Source organism: Allomuricauda sp. MMSF_3307, from assembly GCF_030733585.1.
Taxonomy (GTDB): Bacteria; Bacteroidota; Bacteroidia; order Flavobacteriales; family Flavobacteriaceae; genus Flagellimonas.
Genome location: NZ_JASHIQ010000005.1, coordinates 324,241 through 344,264 on the forward strand (window position 1 = coordinate 324,241; position 20,024 = coordinate 344,264).

The 20,024-nt window shown below is 40.2% G+C and carries 16 protein-coding genes; 9 read left to right on the forward strand and 7 right to left on the reverse strand.

Annotated elements, in window-relative coordinates; genetic code table 11:
• The first annotated feature begins 387 nt into the window (after positions 1-387).
• The 9 genes from RBB12_RS13895 (at position 388) to RBB12_RS13935 (ending at position 11,623) form a co-directional block, all read left to right on the forward strand.
• On the forward strand, positions 388-2,142 hold the full coding sequence (locus RBB12_RS13895) for an Ig-like domain-containing protein (RefSeq protein ID WP_306013859.1): 1,755 nt from the start codon (positions 388-390) through the stop codon (positions 2,140-2,142).
• Positions 2,143-2,372: 230 nt separating this feature from the next.
• Positions 2,373-3,467 carry a glycosyltransferase family 4 protein gene (locus tag RBB12_RS13900; RefSeq protein ID WP_306013858.1) on the forward strand — a complete coding sequence of 365 codons (1,095 nt, stop codon included), beginning with the start codon at positions 2,373-2,375 and terminating at the stop codon, positions 3,465-3,467.
• A complete protein-coding gene (gene murJ / locus RBB12_RS13905) occupies positions 3,468-4,811 on the forward strand; it encodes a murein biosynthesis integral membrane protein MurJ (protein WP_306013857.1) in 1,344 nt (447 codons plus the stop codon).
• A 125-nt stretch (positions 4,812-4,936) separates the two neighbouring features.
• Positions 4,937-5,749 (forward strand): ATP-grasp fold amidoligase family protein, encoded by an 813-nt coding sequence (locus RBB12_RS13910; RefSeq protein WP_306013856.1) that lies wholly within the window; start codon positions 4,937-4,939, stop codon positions 5,747-5,749.
• A gap of 490 nt (positions 5,750-6,239) precedes the next feature.
• Positions 6,240-7,055 (forward strand): O-antigen ligase family protein, encoded by an 816-nt coding sequence (locus RBB12_RS13915; RefSeq protein WP_306013855.1) that lies wholly within the window; start codon positions 6,240-6,242, stop codon positions 7,053-7,055.
• A 53-nt stretch (positions 7,056-7,108) separates the two neighbouring features.
• Positions 7,109-8,179, forward strand: coding sequence for a glycosyltransferase family 4 protein (locus RBB12_RS13920; RefSeq protein ID WP_306013854.1), 1,071 nt, complete (start codon positions 7,109-7,111; stop codon positions 8,177-8,179).
• A gap of 125 nt (positions 8,180-8,304) precedes the next feature.
• Complete coding sequence (locus RBB12_RS13925) at positions 8,305-9,234, forward strand: ATP-grasp fold amidoligase family protein (protein ID WP_306013853.1); 930 nt, start codon at positions 8,305-8,307, stop codon at positions 9,232-9,234.
• A gap of 76 nt (positions 9,235-9,310) precedes the next feature.
• Entirely contained in the window at positions 9,311-10,417 is a 1,107-nt protein-coding gene (locus RBB12_RS13930; RefSeq protein ID WP_306013852.1) for a sugar-transfer associated ATP-grasp domain-containing protein, read from the forward strand.
• A 54-nt stretch (positions 10,418-10,471) separates the two neighbouring features.
• A complete protein-coding gene (locus RBB12_RS13935) occupies positions 10,472-11,623 on the forward strand; it encodes a glycosyltransferase (RefSeq protein ID WP_306013850.1) in 1,152 nt (383 codons plus the stop codon).
• Positions 11,624-11,665: 42 nt separating this feature from the next.
• On the opposite strand, the gene RBB12_RS13940 is transcribed toward RBB12_RS13935, so the two are convergent.
• The 7 genes from RBB12_RS13940 to RBB12_RS13970 all read right to left on the reverse strand — a co-directional run bounded on the left by RBB12_RS13940 (position 11,666) and on the right by RBB12_RS13970 (position 20,022).
• Positions 11,666-12,649, reverse strand: coding sequence for a sulfotransferase domain-containing protein (locus RBB12_RS13940; RefSeq protein WP_306013848.1), 984 nt, complete (start codon positions 12,647-12,649; stop codon positions 11,666-11,668).
• A 121-nt stretch (positions 12,650-12,770) separates the two neighbouring features.
• Positions 12,771-13,940: an OmpA family protein gene (locus RBB12_RS13945; protein ID WP_306013847.1), complete on the reverse strand. Its 1,170-nt coding sequence runs from the start codon at positions 13,938-13,940 to the stop codon at positions 12,771-12,773.
• A gap of 114 nt (positions 13,941-14,054) precedes the next feature.
• Positions 14,055-14,516, reverse strand: a complete 462-nt coding sequence (locus tag RBB12_RS13950) for a hypothetical protein (RefSeq protein ID WP_306013846.1) — start codon at positions 14,514-14,516, stop codon at positions 14,055-14,057.
• Between the two features lie 2 nt (positions 14,517-14,518).
• A complete protein-coding gene (gene bshA, locus RBB12_RS13955) occupies positions 14,519-15,661 on the reverse strand; it encodes an N-acetyl-alpha-D-glucosaminyl L-malate synthase BshA (protein WP_306013844.1) in 1,143 nt (380 codons plus the stop codon).
• Between the two features lie 29 nt (positions 15,662-15,690).
• The gene (locus RBB12_RS13960) at positions 15,691-18,603 is read right to left on the reverse strand and encodes a glycoside hydrolase family 3 N-terminal domain-containing protein (protein WP_306013843.1); all 2,913 of its coding nucleotides are present in this window, start codon (positions 18,601-18,603) and stop codon (positions 15,691-15,693) included.
• A 91-nt stretch (positions 18,604-18,694) separates the two neighbouring features.
• Positions 18,695-19,177: an ABC transporter ATPase gene (locus RBB12_RS13965; protein WP_179384778.1), complete on the reverse strand. Its 483-nt coding sequence runs from the start codon at positions 19,175-19,177 to the stop codon at positions 18,695-18,697.
• A gap of 53 nt (positions 19,178-19,230) precedes the next feature.
• Positions 19,231-20,022: a (Fe-S)-binding protein gene (locus RBB12_RS13970; RefSeq protein WP_179384777.1), complete on the reverse strand. Its 792-nt coding sequence runs from the start codon at positions 20,020-20,022 to the stop codon at positions 19,231-19,233.
• Between the last annotated feature and the right edge of the window lie 2 nt (positions 20,023-20,024).

The following is a 20,024-nucleotide window of genomic DNA, read 5'->3' on the forward strand; positions in this document are numbered from 1 at the left end:
ATTCACTCATAGCGTTCGCTGTGTCCTATTAAGGCGCACATCTACCTATGGCGCCTCCCTCCTATTTTATGAATCCGCCAAACCGTCAAACAACCTGAGACTGTTAAAAAAAGCGGCTCGATGTTAAAAAAGAATGCATTTCATCGATAATTCGCATATACCACATCCAAAAAAAGGAACTCCCCGTACTAGTCTTGTCGTGAATGTAGTTTGACCGATTTAAGTCGGTTTTCAACGATTTTTTTGAAGCAATCAGAAAATCAATGTGTTGAAAAGTGTATTTCATCGAAAAAAAACAAATTTTCATCGACAAAACATACGATTGATTTAGATTTGTTTTCCAAGTCGGAAACAATAAACTTTAACCCACTTAACCCCAGTATTCAAATGGCGCCCCACAAAACCATTTCGTACGTGAGCACTTTATTGTTGTTAATTACCCTGGCTTTTACTTCTTGTAGTAAAGACAGTGATTTATTCGATGCGACCGTAGAAAGTCAAATCGAAGAGGAAAAGGATAAACAATTGGACGAAAACGGACAATTGATTCCGTCCGTCTCCTTCGAGGCCATGGACGACGAATTCACCATTTCCGGAAATGTAGGATCCTCTACGCTTGATGTCCTGAAGAACGATAATGTTCAGGAGACTGAAAGTTTTCAAATTGTGGAAGTCTCCGAACCCGCAGAAGGAACCCTTACCATCAATGCAGATAATACCTTAACCTATACCCCGGCGCCCGATTCCGCCAACAAAGCTGGAAACAATGGCATAGTTTCAGATAATTTCACGTACACTTTAGAAGCAAGAAAAGGAGGAAATACCGGCAAAAAAACCGCTTCAGTGGTCGTAAACACCCAATATGGGGATACGGATATGGGAGCATTAAAAGCGTTTCCCGGGGCCGAGGGGTTTGGTAGAAACGCTACTGGAGGTCGCGGGGGTATTGTTTACCGTGTTACTAACCTAAATAATAGTGGAGAGGGAAGCTTAAGATATGGACTTACGAATATCCAAGGACCACGGACAATAGTGTTTAATGTAGGTGGAACGATATGGCTGGACTCCCCCTTGAAAATAAGTGCTGGATATGGTGATGTCACCATAGCAGGGCAAACAGCTCCAGGAGAAGGCATTACAATTGCTGGCTCCTCCTTTTGGATAAACGACTCCAATGTAATCATTCGATATTTAAGAATACGGCCTGGGCACGCATGGGATTACGTTGACCAAGGACAATATGATGATGTTATGAGAATCAACTCCAAAGGAGATTTTCTAGTGCAAAATGTCATTTTAGACCATTGCTCCTTTAGTTGGGGTAAGGATGAAATCATTGAAATTGGGGCCAATGGAAGCGGACGAGGCGTGACAAACGTAACTATTCAAAAAAGTATTATTGCAGAAAATATTAGAACGGGCTACGGACTTATATTATGGAAAAGGTCCAATAATATTTCAATTATCCAAAACCTTTTTGCCCATAATACGGCAAGGTGTATAGAGTCGACCACGCATAACTCCTCTTTTGAGATGATCAATAACATTATCTATGGTAACACTTCAGTTACCAGATTGGTATATCAAAATAAAGGTGATATTATAAATAATTATTACAAAAGTGCTCCATACGATTCGCAGCGCTTAGAAACTGTAAGACTAGAATTGGGGCCTTCTGGAGAAAACCCTGAACTTACAGAGGTGTTTGTCGAAGGCAATGAATTGAACAACTCTGATATCAGCATATCATCTATCGGTTCCAATGATTTGTATCCTTTTTTAAAGAGTGCACCAGTCCTCAATTCTGGTTCGCAGGTGTTATCGCTTAATGAATTGAAGCAAACTCTACCGAACATAGTTGGTAGCTCCATTGTAAGGGATGACGCTGATAAAAGGATAGTCAACGATTTCTTACAAGCGACTGGTAGGGTAATCGAAAGTGAAGTGGAAGTAGGTGGTTTTCCTTCCCTAAACTCAGTATCTCACCCTAACTCCTATGACACTGACAGTGACGGAATGGCGGATGATTGGGAAATTAGAACGTTTGGAACACTGTCCAAAAAACATAACGAAGATGATAATGGGGATGGTTATACCAACTTGGAGGAATTCCTACATAGTTTAACCATTACCATAGAATAGTCCGTCCAAAAAGACTTTAGCAAATGATGGCTTAGTTTATACCTAACCATAGATTTTTTGCCTGTAAAATTAGCATTGGACAAAAAATATTCTACCCTACCCGCCTATTACATAAACCCAAAAAAAACTACTTTCACCGAATAGTTGAACATCTTGTGGATACAAGGCAATACCTTTATTTCCACAACGATAATAAGTATTAAAACTTATTTGGATTCTATTCGTATTAAATGAAAAACATCGCTTTTGTAATACACTCACTTGGCTCAGGAGGAGCAGAAAGAGTTGTTACAACTTTGGCCAACAACTTATCGTATGATTATAAGGTAACGATTGTAACATTTGTTAAATCAGAACCTTTTTACCCGCTGAACGATAATGTCCGTGTATGTTATTGCTTAAAGAACATTAAGCCAAGCCAAAATGTTTTTCAATCCGTAAGCTTAAATTTCAAACTTTACAGGCATATTTGTCAATTTGCAAAGGAACACTCGTTCGACCTTTTGATTGGATTTATGACGCAAGCCAATGTATTGACAGTTCTGAGCAGCAATAAAGTGGGTATCCCCAGCATTATCAGTGAACGGAACAATCCAAAATTGGATAGAACACCAAGGTTTTGGAAAATATTGAAAAGAATAGCCTATCCAATGACAGATGCATTGGTGGTACAGACAAAACCAATCGCTGGCTTTTATAAACCATATGTCAAAAACCATAAGATCAAAATAATACACAACCCCATAGCCAAGTCATATACCGACCAAGTAAAGGATTCCAAAAACACTGAAAGAGAAAATATCATTCTTCATGTAGGCAGATTAAGTAGTCAAAAAGGCCAAGAAATTGCCATTAAGGCATTTGCAGAACTAAAATTGAACAATTGGGAATTACTTCTTTTGGGAGAAGGCCCCAAGAGAAAGGAATATGAAGACCTTATCACCAAGCTTGACCTGGGAGATAGCGTGAAATTATTGGGAAGAATTAAGAATGTTTCAGATTATTACCTGAAATCTAGCATTTTTGTATTTCCCTCAAGGTACGAAGGATTTCCAAATGCCTTGACCGAAGCTATGTATATGGGACTTCCCTGCGTCTCTGCGGACTGCCCTACTGGCCCATCGGAACTAATACAAGATGGTAAAAACGGCTTTCTAATACCTGTGGATGATATTTCGGAGCTTCGGAAAAAAATGGCAAAGCTTGTTTCCGACAGCCAATTAAGGCAAGAATTGGGTAAAAATGCACATGTAAGCGTCAAACATCTTGAAGAAAATCATATTTCAAATCTTTGGAAAGCTTTAATCTCTGAAAGTCTTATATAAATGGACAAAGTAAGTTTCCATACTATCAAACAGGGGATTACAAATCTTTCTTCAAAAAAGGTTTTAAGAAACCTCACTTTGGTCAGCGGTGCCACCTTATTTGTGAGCATAATAGCCTTTGTCAAAGAAACCTTTGTTGCCGCCAATTATGGGCTGGACCAAGAGTTGGATACCTTTTTGATCGCGATGCTTATTCCCGGATTTATAAACACCGTGTTTCTTGGTTCTTATAAGAGTGTTTTTATTCCAAATTATATTAATGAATCTCATGGAGATGGAGACACAAGGGGTTTTCAAACAACAAGCTTTATCATAACCCTCTTAACCAGCCTCCTTTTTATTGTCCTAGCAATTTTGGGTACAGATACTTTTTTGGAATGGTTGTTCCCAAATAAATCTACAGCTTATTACGAAATGGTAAAGGAGCAATTTTATATCATTGCTCCATGTATTTTTTTATGGGGATTCAGTTCTTTGCTCGGTGCTATTTTATATGTGAACAATGAATATAAGTTTAGCTCATTTTCAGATATTTTCGCTCCCCTATGCATCATTTTTGGATTCTTGGTTTTTAGCTCCAATCTTCCTAAAAACTTTCTGGCATATGGCACATTGTTTGGCTCTATCTTAAGCTGTATTTATTTAGTGGGTATTGCATTAAAGAAGAATGTAATCTCCTTTGGTAAAGTCAACTTTAAAAACGAAAACATAAAGCTGACCTTTAGTCAATTACCAGCAAAGATATCCTCGGGATTCCTTGCTTCCATGGTGGGGGTAGTTGACAAATTTTTTGCGGCCCAACTTGTGGTAGGTTCCATTGCTGCGCTCAACTATGGGGTTAAGATTCCTGCTTTTTTGACCAACATACTTATGATTGCCTTTGCAAATGTTCTACTTCCTTATTTTACCAAAATGGTGATTAAGGATAGGGAGAAAGCTTTTGAAATGCTCATTGTGAATTTAAAACGTGTTTTCCTGCTTTTGGTTATCGTAAGTGGAATTGGAATACTTCTTTCAGAATTAGTTATCGAGATTCTATTCCAAAGAAAAGAGTTTACCGCAGAGAATACAGAGGTTGTAGCAACGATTCAGCAAATTTTATTGGCGTACATTCCGTTTAAAATTGTTGGAATGATCATAGTCAACTTCTTGATCAGCATCAACAAGAATAGCTATATGGCCTACGTTTCATTGGTAGCTTTGATCCTTAATATTGTCCTTGACTATATTTTGATGCAATATTATGGGGTATTCGGCTTAGCCATATGCACAACAATTGTTACCATTGGTAGATGTATAGCTTTGTATATTTACACTTTAAAAATAAGAAAACAGCCCATTTAGCCATTCAAAACAAAACCATCTTGAAAAATCTTTTATACAAGTTTTATCATAAAACACTTATTGGAAACCTCGTAAGGTTCTTGTATCATCGAACCAAAGAAAGAATTTGGCCTGAAAAACTAGTGATGAAAGTAGATTACAAGCGTCGTTTGGGTAAAAGCTTGAACCTTTCCAACCCTGTGACCCTTAATGAAAAAATCAATTGGTTAAAACTATACGATAGAAAGCCAATTCATACCATTTGTGCCGATAAACTAGAGGTAAGAAATTATATCTCTTCTAAAATTGGGAAAGAATACTTAGTTCCCTTGATTTTTTCCACCAAAGACCCATCAGAGATTAAGCCAGAAAGATTACCTAACATTCCAGTTGTAGTAAAAACAAACCATGACAGCGGGGGTGTTTATATTATAAGGGATAAAAATCGTTTTGATTATAACAAACTACAAGAATCATTACAAAAAAGACTTAAAGTCAATTACTACCTTAAAAGCAAAGAGTGGCAGTACAAGAACATAGAACCAAAAATTGTAGTGGAAAAGCTGCTCATGGATTCTGATGGAAATATTCCTGAGGATTATAAACTACATTGCTTTAATGGCAAACTGGTGTTTACCCAAGTGGATTTAGAAAGACATACAGACCATAAAAGGAATCTATATGACATTGAATGGAAAAGAATACCATGTAGGTGGATATATGAAAATGGTGATGAAGTGCCCAAACCCTTAAACTATTCGAAAATGAAAGATCTCGCCGAAAAAATAGCATCCGACTTTACTTATGTTCGAGTTGACTTTTATAATGTGGGTGAATCTATTTTCTTCGGGGAACTCACTTTTCATTCAGAATCAGGCTATGGAAAATTTATTCCGGATTCTTATGACCTTTATTTTGGTAAACTACTCAATATTAATACATCGGGTAAGAAAAACTAATATGATTCATATAAGCTGAATTAATTGCTAACAATGAATGATTAAAGTCCATCTTTAAGAAGCTTTAGTCATTTTTAAATAAACCAATGAAAGAACCGTTAAATAATCGAGTCAAAATAGAATTCAAATTCACAACTTTAGCCAATTGTTGAGAGAAATAATTAAATATTTGGTGCTGTTTTTGGTATTATGTAACATACCTGGCTTTTTACTGCTTTATTTTGGCCCTGCATTTGGTTCTGCAGCTAGTTATCTAACATCCCTCTCTCTACTACTTTACTTCGTTATTTCCAAAGAAAAGCAGAGGCCACCAATAGTTTTTATTGTTTTTACCGCTTTGTATTTTATAATAAGTGGCTTAAACTATTCGGGGGATCAAATTTACTACATTAAAGAGTTTATCCGTTTTTCCATTGTTTTGATTGGTGTAACTGCGGTAATGCACAAATCAAATTATTCAGATATTTTTTACATATTTCTGTTGGCTGGTTTGAGTATAATCATAAACGCATTGGTATTTCCAGAAGCAAATCAACTATACGGTTTGGTCAGGGGAAGGTTCAGTGGTTTCTTGCTTAACCCAAATACAGCGGGTATTGTGTGTTTATTGGGAATGGCCTTGTCGTATTCCATAAAAAATAGTTTTTGGAAATATAGTGGTCAAATCATCTTTACGTTTGCAGGTTTGCTAACGCTATCTAGAACTTTTATCGTTATTTGGGTACTTCTGAACATTATAGCCATCGTAAACAATCGAAAAAATTTGATTGTACCTGTACTTGGCGTTTTATCGCTAATAATTGTTTTAACCTTTGTTGACGATAGTATTTTTGCCTCAGATAGATTCGATGCCTTGACCAGTTTCTTCACCGAGGGAGAGGTAAAGAGCAGGACCGTGGGCAAGGATACACGAGACCAAACTTGGGCCCTGTACTATGATTTGATTTTGGAAAAACCGGTTTTTGGTCATGGTTTTATGTCATTTCAGGATAAACGGGGATATTATCTTCCTGGCGTCCACAATTCCTTTTTAATGATCTTTGGAGAAAGTGGGATTCTACCATTTTTAGTTTTTCTAGGTATCTATATTTATCTAAGTCTAAAAAGTTTTGGTTATTTCAAAAAAGAGCCTACCCTATTTTACATAACCATGGTATGTCTCCTAAACCTAATGGTTAGCCACACCTATTTCACAAACTATCAAATGATTAGTTTATCAATTTATGTCTTGTTAAAGTTGAAAATTTTGGATAAAGATTCACATTCGTTGAATAATCAAAATGTCAACCTAAAAAAGCTCACTTGAACTAAAATTTACCTAGACTAAAGCCGTTAACCATAAAGTAATAGAGTTATTTAATGAAAATTGACCTGATTATAGGAAGTCTCCAGGGAGGAGGCGCCGAAAGAGTGGTATGCGTTTTGGCCAATTATTTTGCCTCGGTAGGTTATGAAGTCTCTGTTATCACCTTTGCGGATGGGGATAAATTTGAGTTGGATGATGCCGTCAAAAGGGTTAGGCTCCATAAAAAATTACCATTGGCAGATTATACACTTAGTAGGGGCTTCTTCAATTTATTGAGGTATTATTGGAAAAAGAAAAATAGACCAGATGTAATAAGTTCGCATATTAGTAGAGTCGGATTGGTCACAATTCCGATTGCAAAACTATACGGAATCAAAGTAATCTCTTCAGAACATATTAATCACACTCATGCGATATACAATTTTACCAAAAAGATAATTTGGGACTTTCTGTATAAATTCGTCGATGCGGTAACCATCTTGACCCATTACGATATGGAATTTTTTAAAAAACGAAGTTCCAAGGTAGTGGTCATGCCAAATCCTAGTTCGTTTAAACCGTTGGAAGAACAGAATCTTTCGAGAGAGAAGGTGATTGTTGCAATCGGCAGTCTGGATAGATATCATCATAAAGGCTTGGATAATCTAATCGACATTGGCAAAAACCTCCACGAAAAACACCCTGATTGGAAATTACGGATTATTGGTGAGGGAGAGGTTGGTAGACAATTCTTGGAGAAAAAGATTTTTGAACTAGGACTCGGTGATTTCATAACTTTAGTTGGTTATCGATCGGATGTCAAAGATATATTGACCAATTCTTCAATCTTTGTATTGAGTTCTCGTTTTGAAGGTCTTCCAATGGCCTTAATAGAAGCAACATCCCAAGGAATAGCCTGTATTTCTTATAACTGTGTTTCGGGACCTTCCGACATTATCGAGGATGGGGTCAATGGTCTGTTGATTGAAGACCAAAACCACAGTGAAATGACCAAAGGTATAATAAGCTTAATTGAAAATGAGGAATTAAGGCGGCGTCTTGGTGATAATGCCATATTAGCCAGCCAAAAATTTTCTTTGGAAAGAGTTGGTAAACAATGGGAAGATTTAATATCTAATTTGTAATACAAAAATTTTGTATGACTCAATGTTCCTTGATAAAGAGGAATGTGTCAAAAAAACCGCATCAACTACTGATGCTTATTTACAAATTCTTTATCGAAGTACCCATTCTCAAAAATGCTAGACATATGAAACAACAAATCCGACATTTTTACCTCAATACCCGTATTGGCTATTATGTGTTGCATCCCTTTTTTGTACTGTACGAACAATGGTTGCAATTGATTTCCGACAAAGCATTGGTCAAACGTAAATTCCGCTCCAGTATGGGTCGTGAACTGGATCTGGAAAACCCGCGTACCCTCAACGAAAAAATCAATTTTCTTAAAATATACGAGCGCCACTCTTTGCTGCCCATTGCCGCAGATAAATACAAGGTACGAGACTATATCAAAGAGACCATTGGCGAGGAGTACCTCATTCCTTTGGTACTACACACCAAAAACCCAGAAGAGATTACCCCTGAAAACCTTCCTGACTATCCTGTTATCATCAAAACCAACCATAATAGTTCTGGGGGAATCATTGTTAAGGATAAAAGCCAAATAGATTGGAAATCAAAAAGAAAAGTGTTGGCAAAGTTGCTACGGGAAAACCACTATTACAGTACCCGGGAGTGGCAATACAAAGATATAGAGCCAAGAATCGTGGTGGAAAAGTTACTGACCGACTCCAAAGGCAATATTCCTGACGATTACAAATTGCATTGCTTTAATGGAAATTTGGTTTTTACCCAGGTCGACTTGGACCGACATACGGACCACAAAAGAAACCTGTACGACGTGGAATGGAACCGAATTCCCTGCAAATGGATCTACGAAAACGGAGAGGATGTCCCCAAACCGTCCAATTATACCCAAATGAAAGAACTGGCAGAGAAAATTGCTCAAGATTTCACCTATGTCAGGGTGGACTTTTACAGCATTGGAGCATCCATTTTCTTTGGCGAACTGACCTTTCATTCAGATTCTGGCTTTGGAAGATTTACACCAGAATCTTTTGACCTCAAACTTGGCGAAATGTTAAATATTGAACACATAAGGACTTCCCTAAATTAAGTCCACTGAATTAGTAAGGACTTTGTTTTGTTGTCCGTAATCAAAAAATGATGCTTACCCTTTAAACAGTATTCTTATGTCAAACTCAAAAAGGACTTTCTTCGCCATAATCTCCAAAATCAGGCTTAAACGTTCGGCTTACGTTTATAATAAAAAAATCAACCGATTAATACACAAAACAAAGGTTCCTACTTTAAATGCTGGAACCAAAAAGGAAATCTTAAAGCGGTTTGCCCAATATGGTTTTTCCAATATATCATTAAAATGGCACCAGTACTATAGTGGCATGCACGGTAGCGTTCATAGCGATTTTGTTCCTGAAAATCTTTTTTATGGACACATAGAACCCTCGTTGAACCGGGTGCCACTCTATCCCGCATGGGAAGATAAGGCTTCCATGGAAAAATTTGTTGATGCAAGTCTAACTCCGAACACCTTGCTGAAAAATTGTAATGGCTTTTATTACATCAATGGGGAAATCATCACTTTGGAAGAAGCCATCGAATTTTGCTCAAATTTGGATCAATTTGTCATCAAACCTTCCATGGGAACTTGGGGAGGTCAGAGCGTTCGAAAAATAGTTTTGGACGACGCAAGTGATAAAAAGAAGTTATTACTTGAACTGTTCAAGGAGTATAAAAAGGATTTTGTAGTACAAGAAATTCTGAAGCAATCCCCTGAACTGGCCAGGTTCAACCCAACCTCCATCAACACCATGCGAGTGATGTCCTTTTTAAGACCGTCCGGCGTAGTAATTTTATCAAAACTACTAAGAACCGGAAAAGAAGGTTCCTTTACGGACAATACTTCTTCTGGAGGTGTTGCATTTGGCGTGGATGCTATGGGGAAACTTACTGAGTTTGGAATCGATGAGTTTGGGGTCAAAACAAAAAACTTAGGGGATGACGATAGATTCAAAGATTTTATATTTCCACAGAATGAAAAAATTGTCGCAACCATCGAGAAGGTGCACAAACAAATGCCTTATTTTAAATTGATATCCTGGGATGTTATGGTCAATGATAAGTCAGATGTGAAAATCATCGAGTTCAATACCTTTGGTCAGGGCATCAATTTGCATCAAATCACCAATGGTCCCCTATTTAGGGAATATTTCGATGAAATCATGGAAATTGCCAAAGACTACGATAAAGTAGCGGATGTTATGAGTTATCCAGGGTAAGCCTCCTACAACAATCGCGAGATAATCGCATTAAGTAACAATAGTTACCAAACGATGAACCAACAACCCAAAAAAATAGCCATATTTATCAACTCCTTGGCGGGGGGTGGAGCGGAGCGGGTCACTTCCTACCTACTCCCCTATTTGGTGCAACAAGGACATGAAGTGGTGTTGGTACTGACCGAGGAGGAACTGGCCTACCCTGTCCCTAGCGAGGTGACCATCCATTATCTGGACAAGTCAGGTAAAAATGAATCGGGAGTTGCCAAACTGCTTAAACTCCCATGGCTCGCTTATCGCTACGCAAAGTTTTTGCAAAAGGAAACTATCACCCACTCCTTTAGTCTTCTCACCCGACCCTGTTACATTAACATCATGGCACGCTGGTTTACGAAACATCCGTACAAGCTTATGGTAAGTGAGCGTAATTTTCCGAGCATGCAGTATGGAGGCAAACACTTGCAAGCCAAAATCAACAACTTTTTGGTCAAACGCCTGTATCCAAAGGCAGATCTTGTAATAAGCAATGCAAAAGCCAGTGCCAAAGACCTGGTAGACAATTTTGGGATCGACAGGGAACGTACACGGACCATTTATAACCCCATCGATATTGATAGAATTCAACAAATAGAAGCTCGCAAGGATTTCTTTGATCCCAATTATGTGAATGCCGTGAGTATTGGCCGACTCGTTCCTGAGAAAAACCACACCTTCCTGTTGGATGCCGTAGCCCCTTTTAAAAACCTACGCCTCTACATTTTTGGAGAAGGAGCGCTACTAAATGAACTGGAACACAAAATTCAAAAATTGGGATTGAAAGATCGTGTTTTTTTAATGGGCTTTGAGAGCAACCCCTTCCAATATTTAAAGGCAGCGGATTTCTTTTTGTTCGGTTCTTTGAATGAAGGATTCCCCAACGTTCTGATGGAAGCGATGTGCTGCGGGCTACCCATTGTAAGTACCAATTGTAAGTCTGGCCCTGATGAGATGTTGGAACTCAAAGAGGCCAAAACCAATGATATCATGTTTACGGATTATGGAATTCTTACTCCGGTAAATGATGTAGCCTTTATGCAGAAAGCATTGGAGTATGTATTGGAACATCCCGAGTTTTTACAGGCATGCAAGCCCAAACTATTGCAACGTATACAAGATTTTAGACGGGAACCTATTCTAGAACAGTATGTAAAATTGATTCTTGACTAAATAAGTGTATCATAAAAATAGAATTCAATAAAGAAATCAGATTTAGATTTTATCAGAAAAGTCAAAATTATATGCTTTATTCAAATATTTAATTTCATCACGATACGTATTAATTAAATATTCTTTTACCTCTTTTGGAATTTTCCCTTTGGATGTAGGATAAACAACTTCTTTTACTTGATTACCAATATAATTGTCATCTACCTCAACATCAAGAAAATCAAAAACTTCTTTAAGTAATTCTACCGGTCTGTCAGCGACATCAGAAAAACGACCAATATGCAGATTTCCAGGCTTTACATATTTGGACCAGTTTTTAATCTGCATGGAATAGAATCCGCATTTTTCTGGAAACCCCCCCTTTATAAATTCTATGATTTCATCGTTTGTAACATCCTTGAATTCTCTATTTGGAATTTTCACTAGATCCTTGATGGCATGGGACCAGGCCCTATCCATTGGGTTCCGAATCATAAGGATAACCTTAATATCGGGGTTTAACTTTACAATTTCACCAATTATCTCTTCATCCAAGACAGCGTAAGAGGCTGTACATTCGCCTATCATTTTTGGATTGTAAGATTTCCCCGTTAACTTTTTCATCTTCTTGCCCCGTTTCCAGTATATGAAGGAGTTCATCTTAAATAAACTCATATACCATTCCAATTGGTCAGTATAATACCTCCCAGTAATCAAAAAATCAAAGCAAATCACTTTTAATAATTCACGAAAAACCCGTGAAAATCCAACAGTGCCAATATTCTTAAGACTACTTTTGAAAGACCCATAATAAAGCGAAAACCTTCTATTCTTCTTTCTTAAACTGTGAAAATAATATATTTCTTTAGGAATCGCTACGCCCAGTTCTGGATGAAAAGTTAAGTTTTCAGCTAGCCATGAAGTACCGGTCCGTTGTGGCCCTACAATTAAAAAGTCTGGAAAATTACCCTTAATATCTTTATTCTTGGACGCAAATGATACATATTTGAATTCTGTCTGTTCCTGTGGGGTCAACCTTATTTTCATACTAAACTTTTATACTATACTCTAAAATCTAACCAAATGAATCGAAAAATAACTTAGATTTGGTTTTATCCATTTTTAAGTTAATCGTAAACGGTTGGCTTAAATTATGGTTGATTCTAATTCAAAATCCCACAATCTCAAAATCCGATCTCCTATTCTTCGAATGCTGTTCTTCCGTACACCGAACACCATCGGAACATTCATTTACCAATCGGGTCTCACCAAAAGCCTCGTGGCTTATCCTGTCTTCTGCAATTCCTTTGGAAAGCACGTATTCAACAGTACGTTCCGCACGGCGTTCCGAAAGCCATTGGTTGTATTTTTCGGTGCCCCTTGAATCAGTATGGGCCGTAATCTTGATTGCCAATCCTGGTTCGTCGTTCATAATGGCCACCAATTGATCCAGCAACTCCTTATCGTTTGAGGTCAGATACGAAGAATTGAGTTTGAAATATACATTCCCCAATTCGTTGATTTTGTTTTGGAGGGCTGCCCTTCTCGCATCTTCGGCATCTTTTTTGGCCTTTTCGGCCGCAGCCAGTTCAGCTGCTTCTTTTTCCCTTTGCAAACGTTCTGCCAACAAACGGGCCTCCTCTTCAGCCTTAGCAATCGAATCCTGCACCCTTTTTTGTTCTTCTTCCATTTCCTTGAGCAAGGCCAATTTCTCCTCCCCTTTTCGGGAAAGTCCTTTTTCCACCTCAAATCGATAGGCTACTCCTATAGCATGCTGAATATGGTTGGTCCCATTTTCGGTGTTCATGGCCCATTTACCAGTAGAATTGAAATCAACTCCCCAATGGTCGGAGAACCACGTTCTAAAACCTAACACAGCATTATAGGTACCTCTTCCCTGATTATTGGCATCGGTATAACCTGCTCCGATCCCAACATAAGGATCAAAAAAGCCGGTTTCCCCTAAAATCATGTTCAAATCATAGCTTACGCGAAAATCCAAGCCCCAATAATCCACGTCGGCAGGATTGACCACATTATCTATAATTTTCCCTTCTTTGTATTGGTTGTAAGACCCGATGGCTTCCAAGCCGATTCCGTTCCTAAAATACCTTCCGATACTCACTCGGGACGGGTATGGCACCATGTTCCAAGCCCTGTCAATATCCAAGAGTTTCCCGAATTCATCCCCGGAATCATCCACGGCATTGACGCCTACGGTAACCAACCAGTAACTCTGTACGATACTGTCTTTCTTTGTCAACTCTAGGTCTTGGGCAAAGGTCAAAGCAGAAAAAATAAGGGCCATGACCATCAAAATGGGTTTTGAAGTATTCATTTGTATTGATTTGAGGTTTTCGGTTTCAAAGCTAAATCAAGCCGCTAACTTATAGAACTTTGCACTTTTAAGTGCGATAATTTTCGATAAGAAGTAAAAAAGATTTGGAAAGCACTATTTCTCAACCCGTTGAAAATGCAGACTTTTATCGACCAATGGCATTTTGTACAGATAAAACGGATAGTACATCGGCTGGATGGTTACCGTTCCCTCCTGCTCTTCTTCCCACACGTCAATAGCAATCCATAGTTCTGTTTCGGTTTGCCTTAATCGGTACAGGGCGACCTCTTTTTTGCCCTGTTGTTCGCCCAAACAGACCAAGACCAACATATCTTTAGTAAAATCAACCATGGGAACGGGCAGCCCAGGCTTACGGGTTTTATTGATCTCGCGATAGAACTTGTTCAATGTTTTGGAATCCCGAATCTCACGTGTTTGAAAGGTATCGATGTTGGTAAAATCATCATGGTCCAGCAATACCAATCCGTCGATGGCTTCACCAGTAAGAGAGTTGTTTTCTTTTTGGGCCTTGCAGGAAATAAGCCCGATCAGCATTGTGAGAAACAGGTATCTCAAAATCAAAAGGTGTTTTTAAAACGGGATTTGAAAGCCTTTTCATAAAGGTCTTCGTACAATGGAAGAATGTGGACGATATCAAACTTTGATGCCACATTGTATGCATTTTCCTTGAATTTATCCAGAGTGGCATCGTCTTTCAAAATTTCTATGGCCTTGGCCGACATGGTATCGACATCGCCCACGTTGGCTAAATAACCTGATACACCATCTATGTTCACCTCGGGAATACCACCTGTGTTACTGGAAATTACAGCAACCTTATTTATCATGGCTTCCAATGCGGCCAAACCAAAACTTTCCGTTTCCGAAGGCAACAGGAACAAATCGGAAAAACAAAGGATTCGGTCAATTTCATTGCTATTGCCCAAAAACAACACCCGATCTTTTATGCCCAAGGATTCACAGAGGTCCTCGGCCTTTTCCTTTTCGGGTCCCTCGCCTACCATAATCAGTTTTGCAGGGATTTCTTGCTGTATCCGATGAAATATTTTGATGACATCCGGGATGCGCTTTACCTTTCTGAAATTACTGATATGGGTGATGATGCGCTCATTGTCCTTGGCCATCATGGAGCGCTGGCAATCGGTAAATACCTTTCGATACTTGGTCGTCTCGATAAAGTTGGGAATGACCTCTATCTCTTTTTCAATATCAAAAATATTCAACGTCTCTTGCTTGAGGGCTTCCGAAACCGAGGTCACCACATCCGATTTGTTGATGCTGAAGGTAACCGCTGGTTTATAAAAGGGGTGCTTGCCCACCAAGGTAATATCGGTTCCGTGCAGGGTGGTGATCATCGGAATAAAGATGCCGTACTCCTGAAGCATTTTTTTGGCCATATAGCCAGCATAGGCGTGGGGAATGGCGTAATGCACGTGCAATAGTTCAATATCGTACAGTTTGATGGTATCCACCAACTTGCTGGAAAGCGCCAGCTCATAAGGTTGGTAGTGGAACAAGGGATACTCGGGCACATGCACTTCATGAAAATGGATGTTGTTGCCCAAAAGTTCCAAGCGCACAGGCTGACGGTAGGTAATAAAATGTACCTCATGCCCCCGTTCCGCAAGGGCAATCCCCAATTCGGTGGCAACCACGCCACTACCTCCAAAGGTAGGGTAACACACTATCGCTATTTTCATAAGAACAAATCTACGGCAATATTCTATACCTAGTTAATAATGGAATCATAAATGGCCTGCTGTATGCGTGTTCTCAGCCCAGATTTGATCAATAATGTATTGGTTGCGGAGGGGTAAGTCCTGTTCGACAAAAAAACATAAACAATCTCTTCCTCCGGATCGGCCCAAGTATAAGTTCCTGTAAATCCGCTGTGCCCAAAACTTTTTCTGGAAACACATCCGCAGGTAGGACCTTTCTCGTCCAGTTGTGGTTTGTCAAAACCTACGCCCCTTCTCACATTTTTATTACAGAAATAGCAGGTATTGAACCGCTTTACGGTACGGGCATTAAAAAAGCGTTCGCCCCCATAATAACCGCCCTGTAAATACATTTGCATGATCTTGGCCACCTCATTTGCCGTGCTAAAAAGTCCGGCATGACCACCAACACCGCCCTGCATGGCCGCTCCCATGTCGTGGACGTAGCCTTGCACAGTCTGGTACCTGTAGTAGTCGTCCTCCTCGGAGGGAACTATCGCTTCCTTTGGAAATTTTTTCAACGGGTTGAACAAGGTTCGCTGCAATCCCAAAGGCCTGTACAAAAATTCATCAACCAGCTCGTCAATCGGTCGCTGGTAGGTTTTTTCGATGTATTCCTTAAATACGTAATACCCCACATCACTGTATCGGTATCGATTGGACTTAAGGCTTTGCCTACCGATTTTATCGTAAATCGAATCTTTGTACGATCTAGTGAGGTATAGATGTTCCGCAACTTTATAGGGAAAAGCCTCAGAAGGGTTTTCACGATAAAATTCGTTGGATGGTTTCCGGTCCTTCGTCAGTGTATCTAGATAGAAAGCAATCCAAGAAGGTAAGCGCCCATAATGGGACAGGGCCTTAAGGACCGTTACGTCCTTGAGTTCCGTATCGGCATATTCAGGCATCAAATCCTTAAAAGTGTCGTTGAGGGCAATTTTGCCTTCTTCCTCCATCTTCATGATCATGGGTAAGGTAGAAAGTATCTTGGTCAGCGAAGCCAGATCATAAATGGATTCTGAGGTAATACTATCGTTCGATTGATAGGTAGGCTTTCCAAAATTTTTGTCATAGATAACCTTTCCCCTTCTAGCGATCAAGACCTGCGCCCCAGGGAACATGAGGGAATCCAGTCCATCGTTTACAAGGGTGTCCACCTCGGCCAAAAGCTCCGAGCTCATGCCCACCCGCTCAGGAATGCTGTAGCCCAATCGTTGAATGGGTTCAACCTCCAAACCTGTACCCACAGGAAACTCCGCATGTGCGGAAACAGGCAGTTTTCCAGATGCGCCAATGGCCCCAAAAATGACCTCAGCTACTTTTTTCTGGGCGATTTCACTGTTCTGATAGCCCATCACCACCCCGTCTATCGTATCAAAGTTGAGCACATCCAAAAGGGCGTAGGGCTTGGTAAAGACCGATAAAATGGTGTTGCTGGTTCGCAATCTGGAAATTTCTTCCAACCAGAACAATTCGTTTTTGGAAAATGTATGTCCCTTCCATGGACTATCGTTGCTTTTATGAAAGCCGATAATGACCAAGTTGAATTCCTTTAATCGCTCCTTATACTCCGCAATATCCTTGGCAGCAATCGGGGTCACCTTTTGATATTTGTTCAAAGCTTCTAAAAAGGTGCTTCCTTCATCATCCCCAAAATGTACGTAGGCAATTTTTTTGTTGTCCAATTTTTTGATGGGCATCAACGAAAAATTGTTCTTCACCACCGTGATGCCAGCTTCAATAGCCTCTTCGTAAATGACATCGTTTTCGACACTATTTAGGTCTTCTACCAAATTTTCTATGGCCACAGGGCGGTAATTGTTCAATCCGGCTTTGTACTTGGCCATCAATATTTTTTTGACGGATGTTGACAGTCGCTCTTCTGTAATGATTCCATTGTTATAGGCCTCCATAAACTTTGTCTTGGCCTTGAGCACATTCTCGGGCATCAACAACAAATCGTTTCCGGCCAAAAAGGCTTGTAGTTCCACTTCGCCTTGTGGAGCAAATTGGGAAACGGCCTTCATATTGAGCGCATCGGTGATCACCAAGCCTTCAAAACCCATCCGATTCTGCAACACATCCGTCACAATGGCTTTGGACAAGGTAGAGGGATGCCCTTCACGTGATTCCAGTGCCGGTACATCCAAATGGGCCACCATTATGGAGCTTAAGCCTGCTTCCATAGTTTTTTTGAAGGGATACAGTTCCAAAGTGTCCAACCGTTCCACCGAAGATGTGATTATGGGCAATGATTTATGGGAATCGGTAGCGGTATCACCATGTCCCGGAAAATGCTTTCCACTGGTCAAAACCCCAGCTCTCTCCATCCCCCGCACAAAAGCACGTCCCTTTTGGGCCACATTTTTGGGGTCTTCGCCAAAAGAGCGGTTGCCAATGATGGGATTCTGCGGATTGTTGTTCACGTCCAAATCGGGTGCAAAATTGATATGTACCCCGACCCGTTTGGCATGCTTTCCGATTTGATACCCCACCTTTTCAACAAGGATGCTATCCTGAATAGCCCCTAAGGTCATATTCCACGGAAAGGCATAGGTAGAGTCCAACCGCATGGCCATACCCCATTCCGCATCCGAACCAATCAATAATGGAACTTTGGCAACGGATTGGTAGGCATTGGTCAATTCAGCCTGTTGTACAGGTCCTCCGACCGAAAAGATGACACCCCCAAGACCTTGTTCCTTGACCAGGTTTTCTACCCTGTCGGTAGCCGATTTTCCTTGATTGGAAGCCACGCTAACCATAAAGAGCTGCCCTACCCGTTCTTCCAAGGTCATTTTTTGATATTGACTTTCGACCCATGCCATTTGTGCCACGGAATCTTTGACCATCAAGGGATTGGACTGCCCAAGGGCTTGCAAGCAAAAAAGTAATAAAAGGGGAATATTGAGGTTTATCCGCATAAATATCTTGTCTAAAACCTGAACTTATTGCTGATAAAAATATTGCATTTCATCGAGGAATGCACACAAATTAAGATAATTTAAAAGCAGCCTACACAAATCGGGAATGCCAGCTTTCACTCGCTGGGACTTCCCAGTTTTCGAGATATTCCTGCTTCGTGGCCACCAGATTGTTGAACACAATGGTATTGGCGGAAACCGATCTGGCCTTGGCCAGCTTTTTAAAATCCTTAAGGGGCTTGTAGGCGATAAATTCCCCTTGTTTAAAGGAGACATTCATCCGGTCCAAGAGTTCTACTTGGTATTTTTTTTCAAGACTTTGGATGTAGTGAACGGAGGCATCAATGGAACAGCCGGAAGCACTAACGTTCGTTTGGTCCAGACCGATGACGATAAATCTTTTGTACCTAATTTCGAAGCCTGCATGCAAATGGCTCCCATGGGCGGTCCATTCCTTTAGGAATTCGGTAAGGCTCTGCTCCAATTCCTGCAATTCTTCCTCGGTGAAACTTCTGTCAGCCTGATAAATCCAGATGCGGGCATTATCTGGCAATTCATTAAAATCTACTAGCATATCTTCTATCTGATAGGTCTTTCCTTTTTGACCTGATTCATTCTTTCTATTACTTACAATCCTTGTGAATTGGCCAATACCTCGGCAACGTCCAAAACGGTAACGCTGTCCTCTTTTTCGTGGGCTTTGATACCGTCCGTCATCATGGTATTGCAGTACGGGCATCCTGTTGCGATGATCTGCGCCTTGGTTTCCAGGGCATCCTTGGTCCGCATCACATTGATGTCCATATCGCCTTTTTCGGGCTCTTTGAACATTTGCGCTCCCCCTGCACCACAACATAGGGCCGTTTTTTTGAATCGTTTCATCTCCACTACATCGGCTTTGGTCTTGGTGAGCAGTTCGCGTGGCGCATCAAAAACGGAATTGGCACGTCCCAAATAGCAGGGGTCGTGAAAAGTGATGCGTTTTCCTTTGTAGCCATCACCATCCATTGTCAAACGTCCGTTATCGATAAGCTCTTTCAAGTATTGGGTGTGGTGCAGCACCTCGTAGTTCCCTCCCAGTTCCGGGTATTCATTTTTAATGGTATTGAAGGAATGTGGGTCACAGGTAACGATACGTTTGATTTCGTAGCCGTTCAAAAGCTCAATGTTCATCATGGCCTGCATTTGGAATAAAAATTCATTGCCAGCACGTTTGGCCACATCACCTGTGGAACTCTCTTCCGTTCCCAATACGGCAAAATCAACATTGGCCTTGTTCAATAATTTGACAAAGGCACGGGTAATCTTTTTGGCGCGGTCATCGTAACTTCCAGCAGAGCCGACCCAAAACAATATTTCGGGCTGTTTGCCTTCTGCCATAAACTCCTGCATGGTCTTTACCTTCAATTGCTCGCTCATAG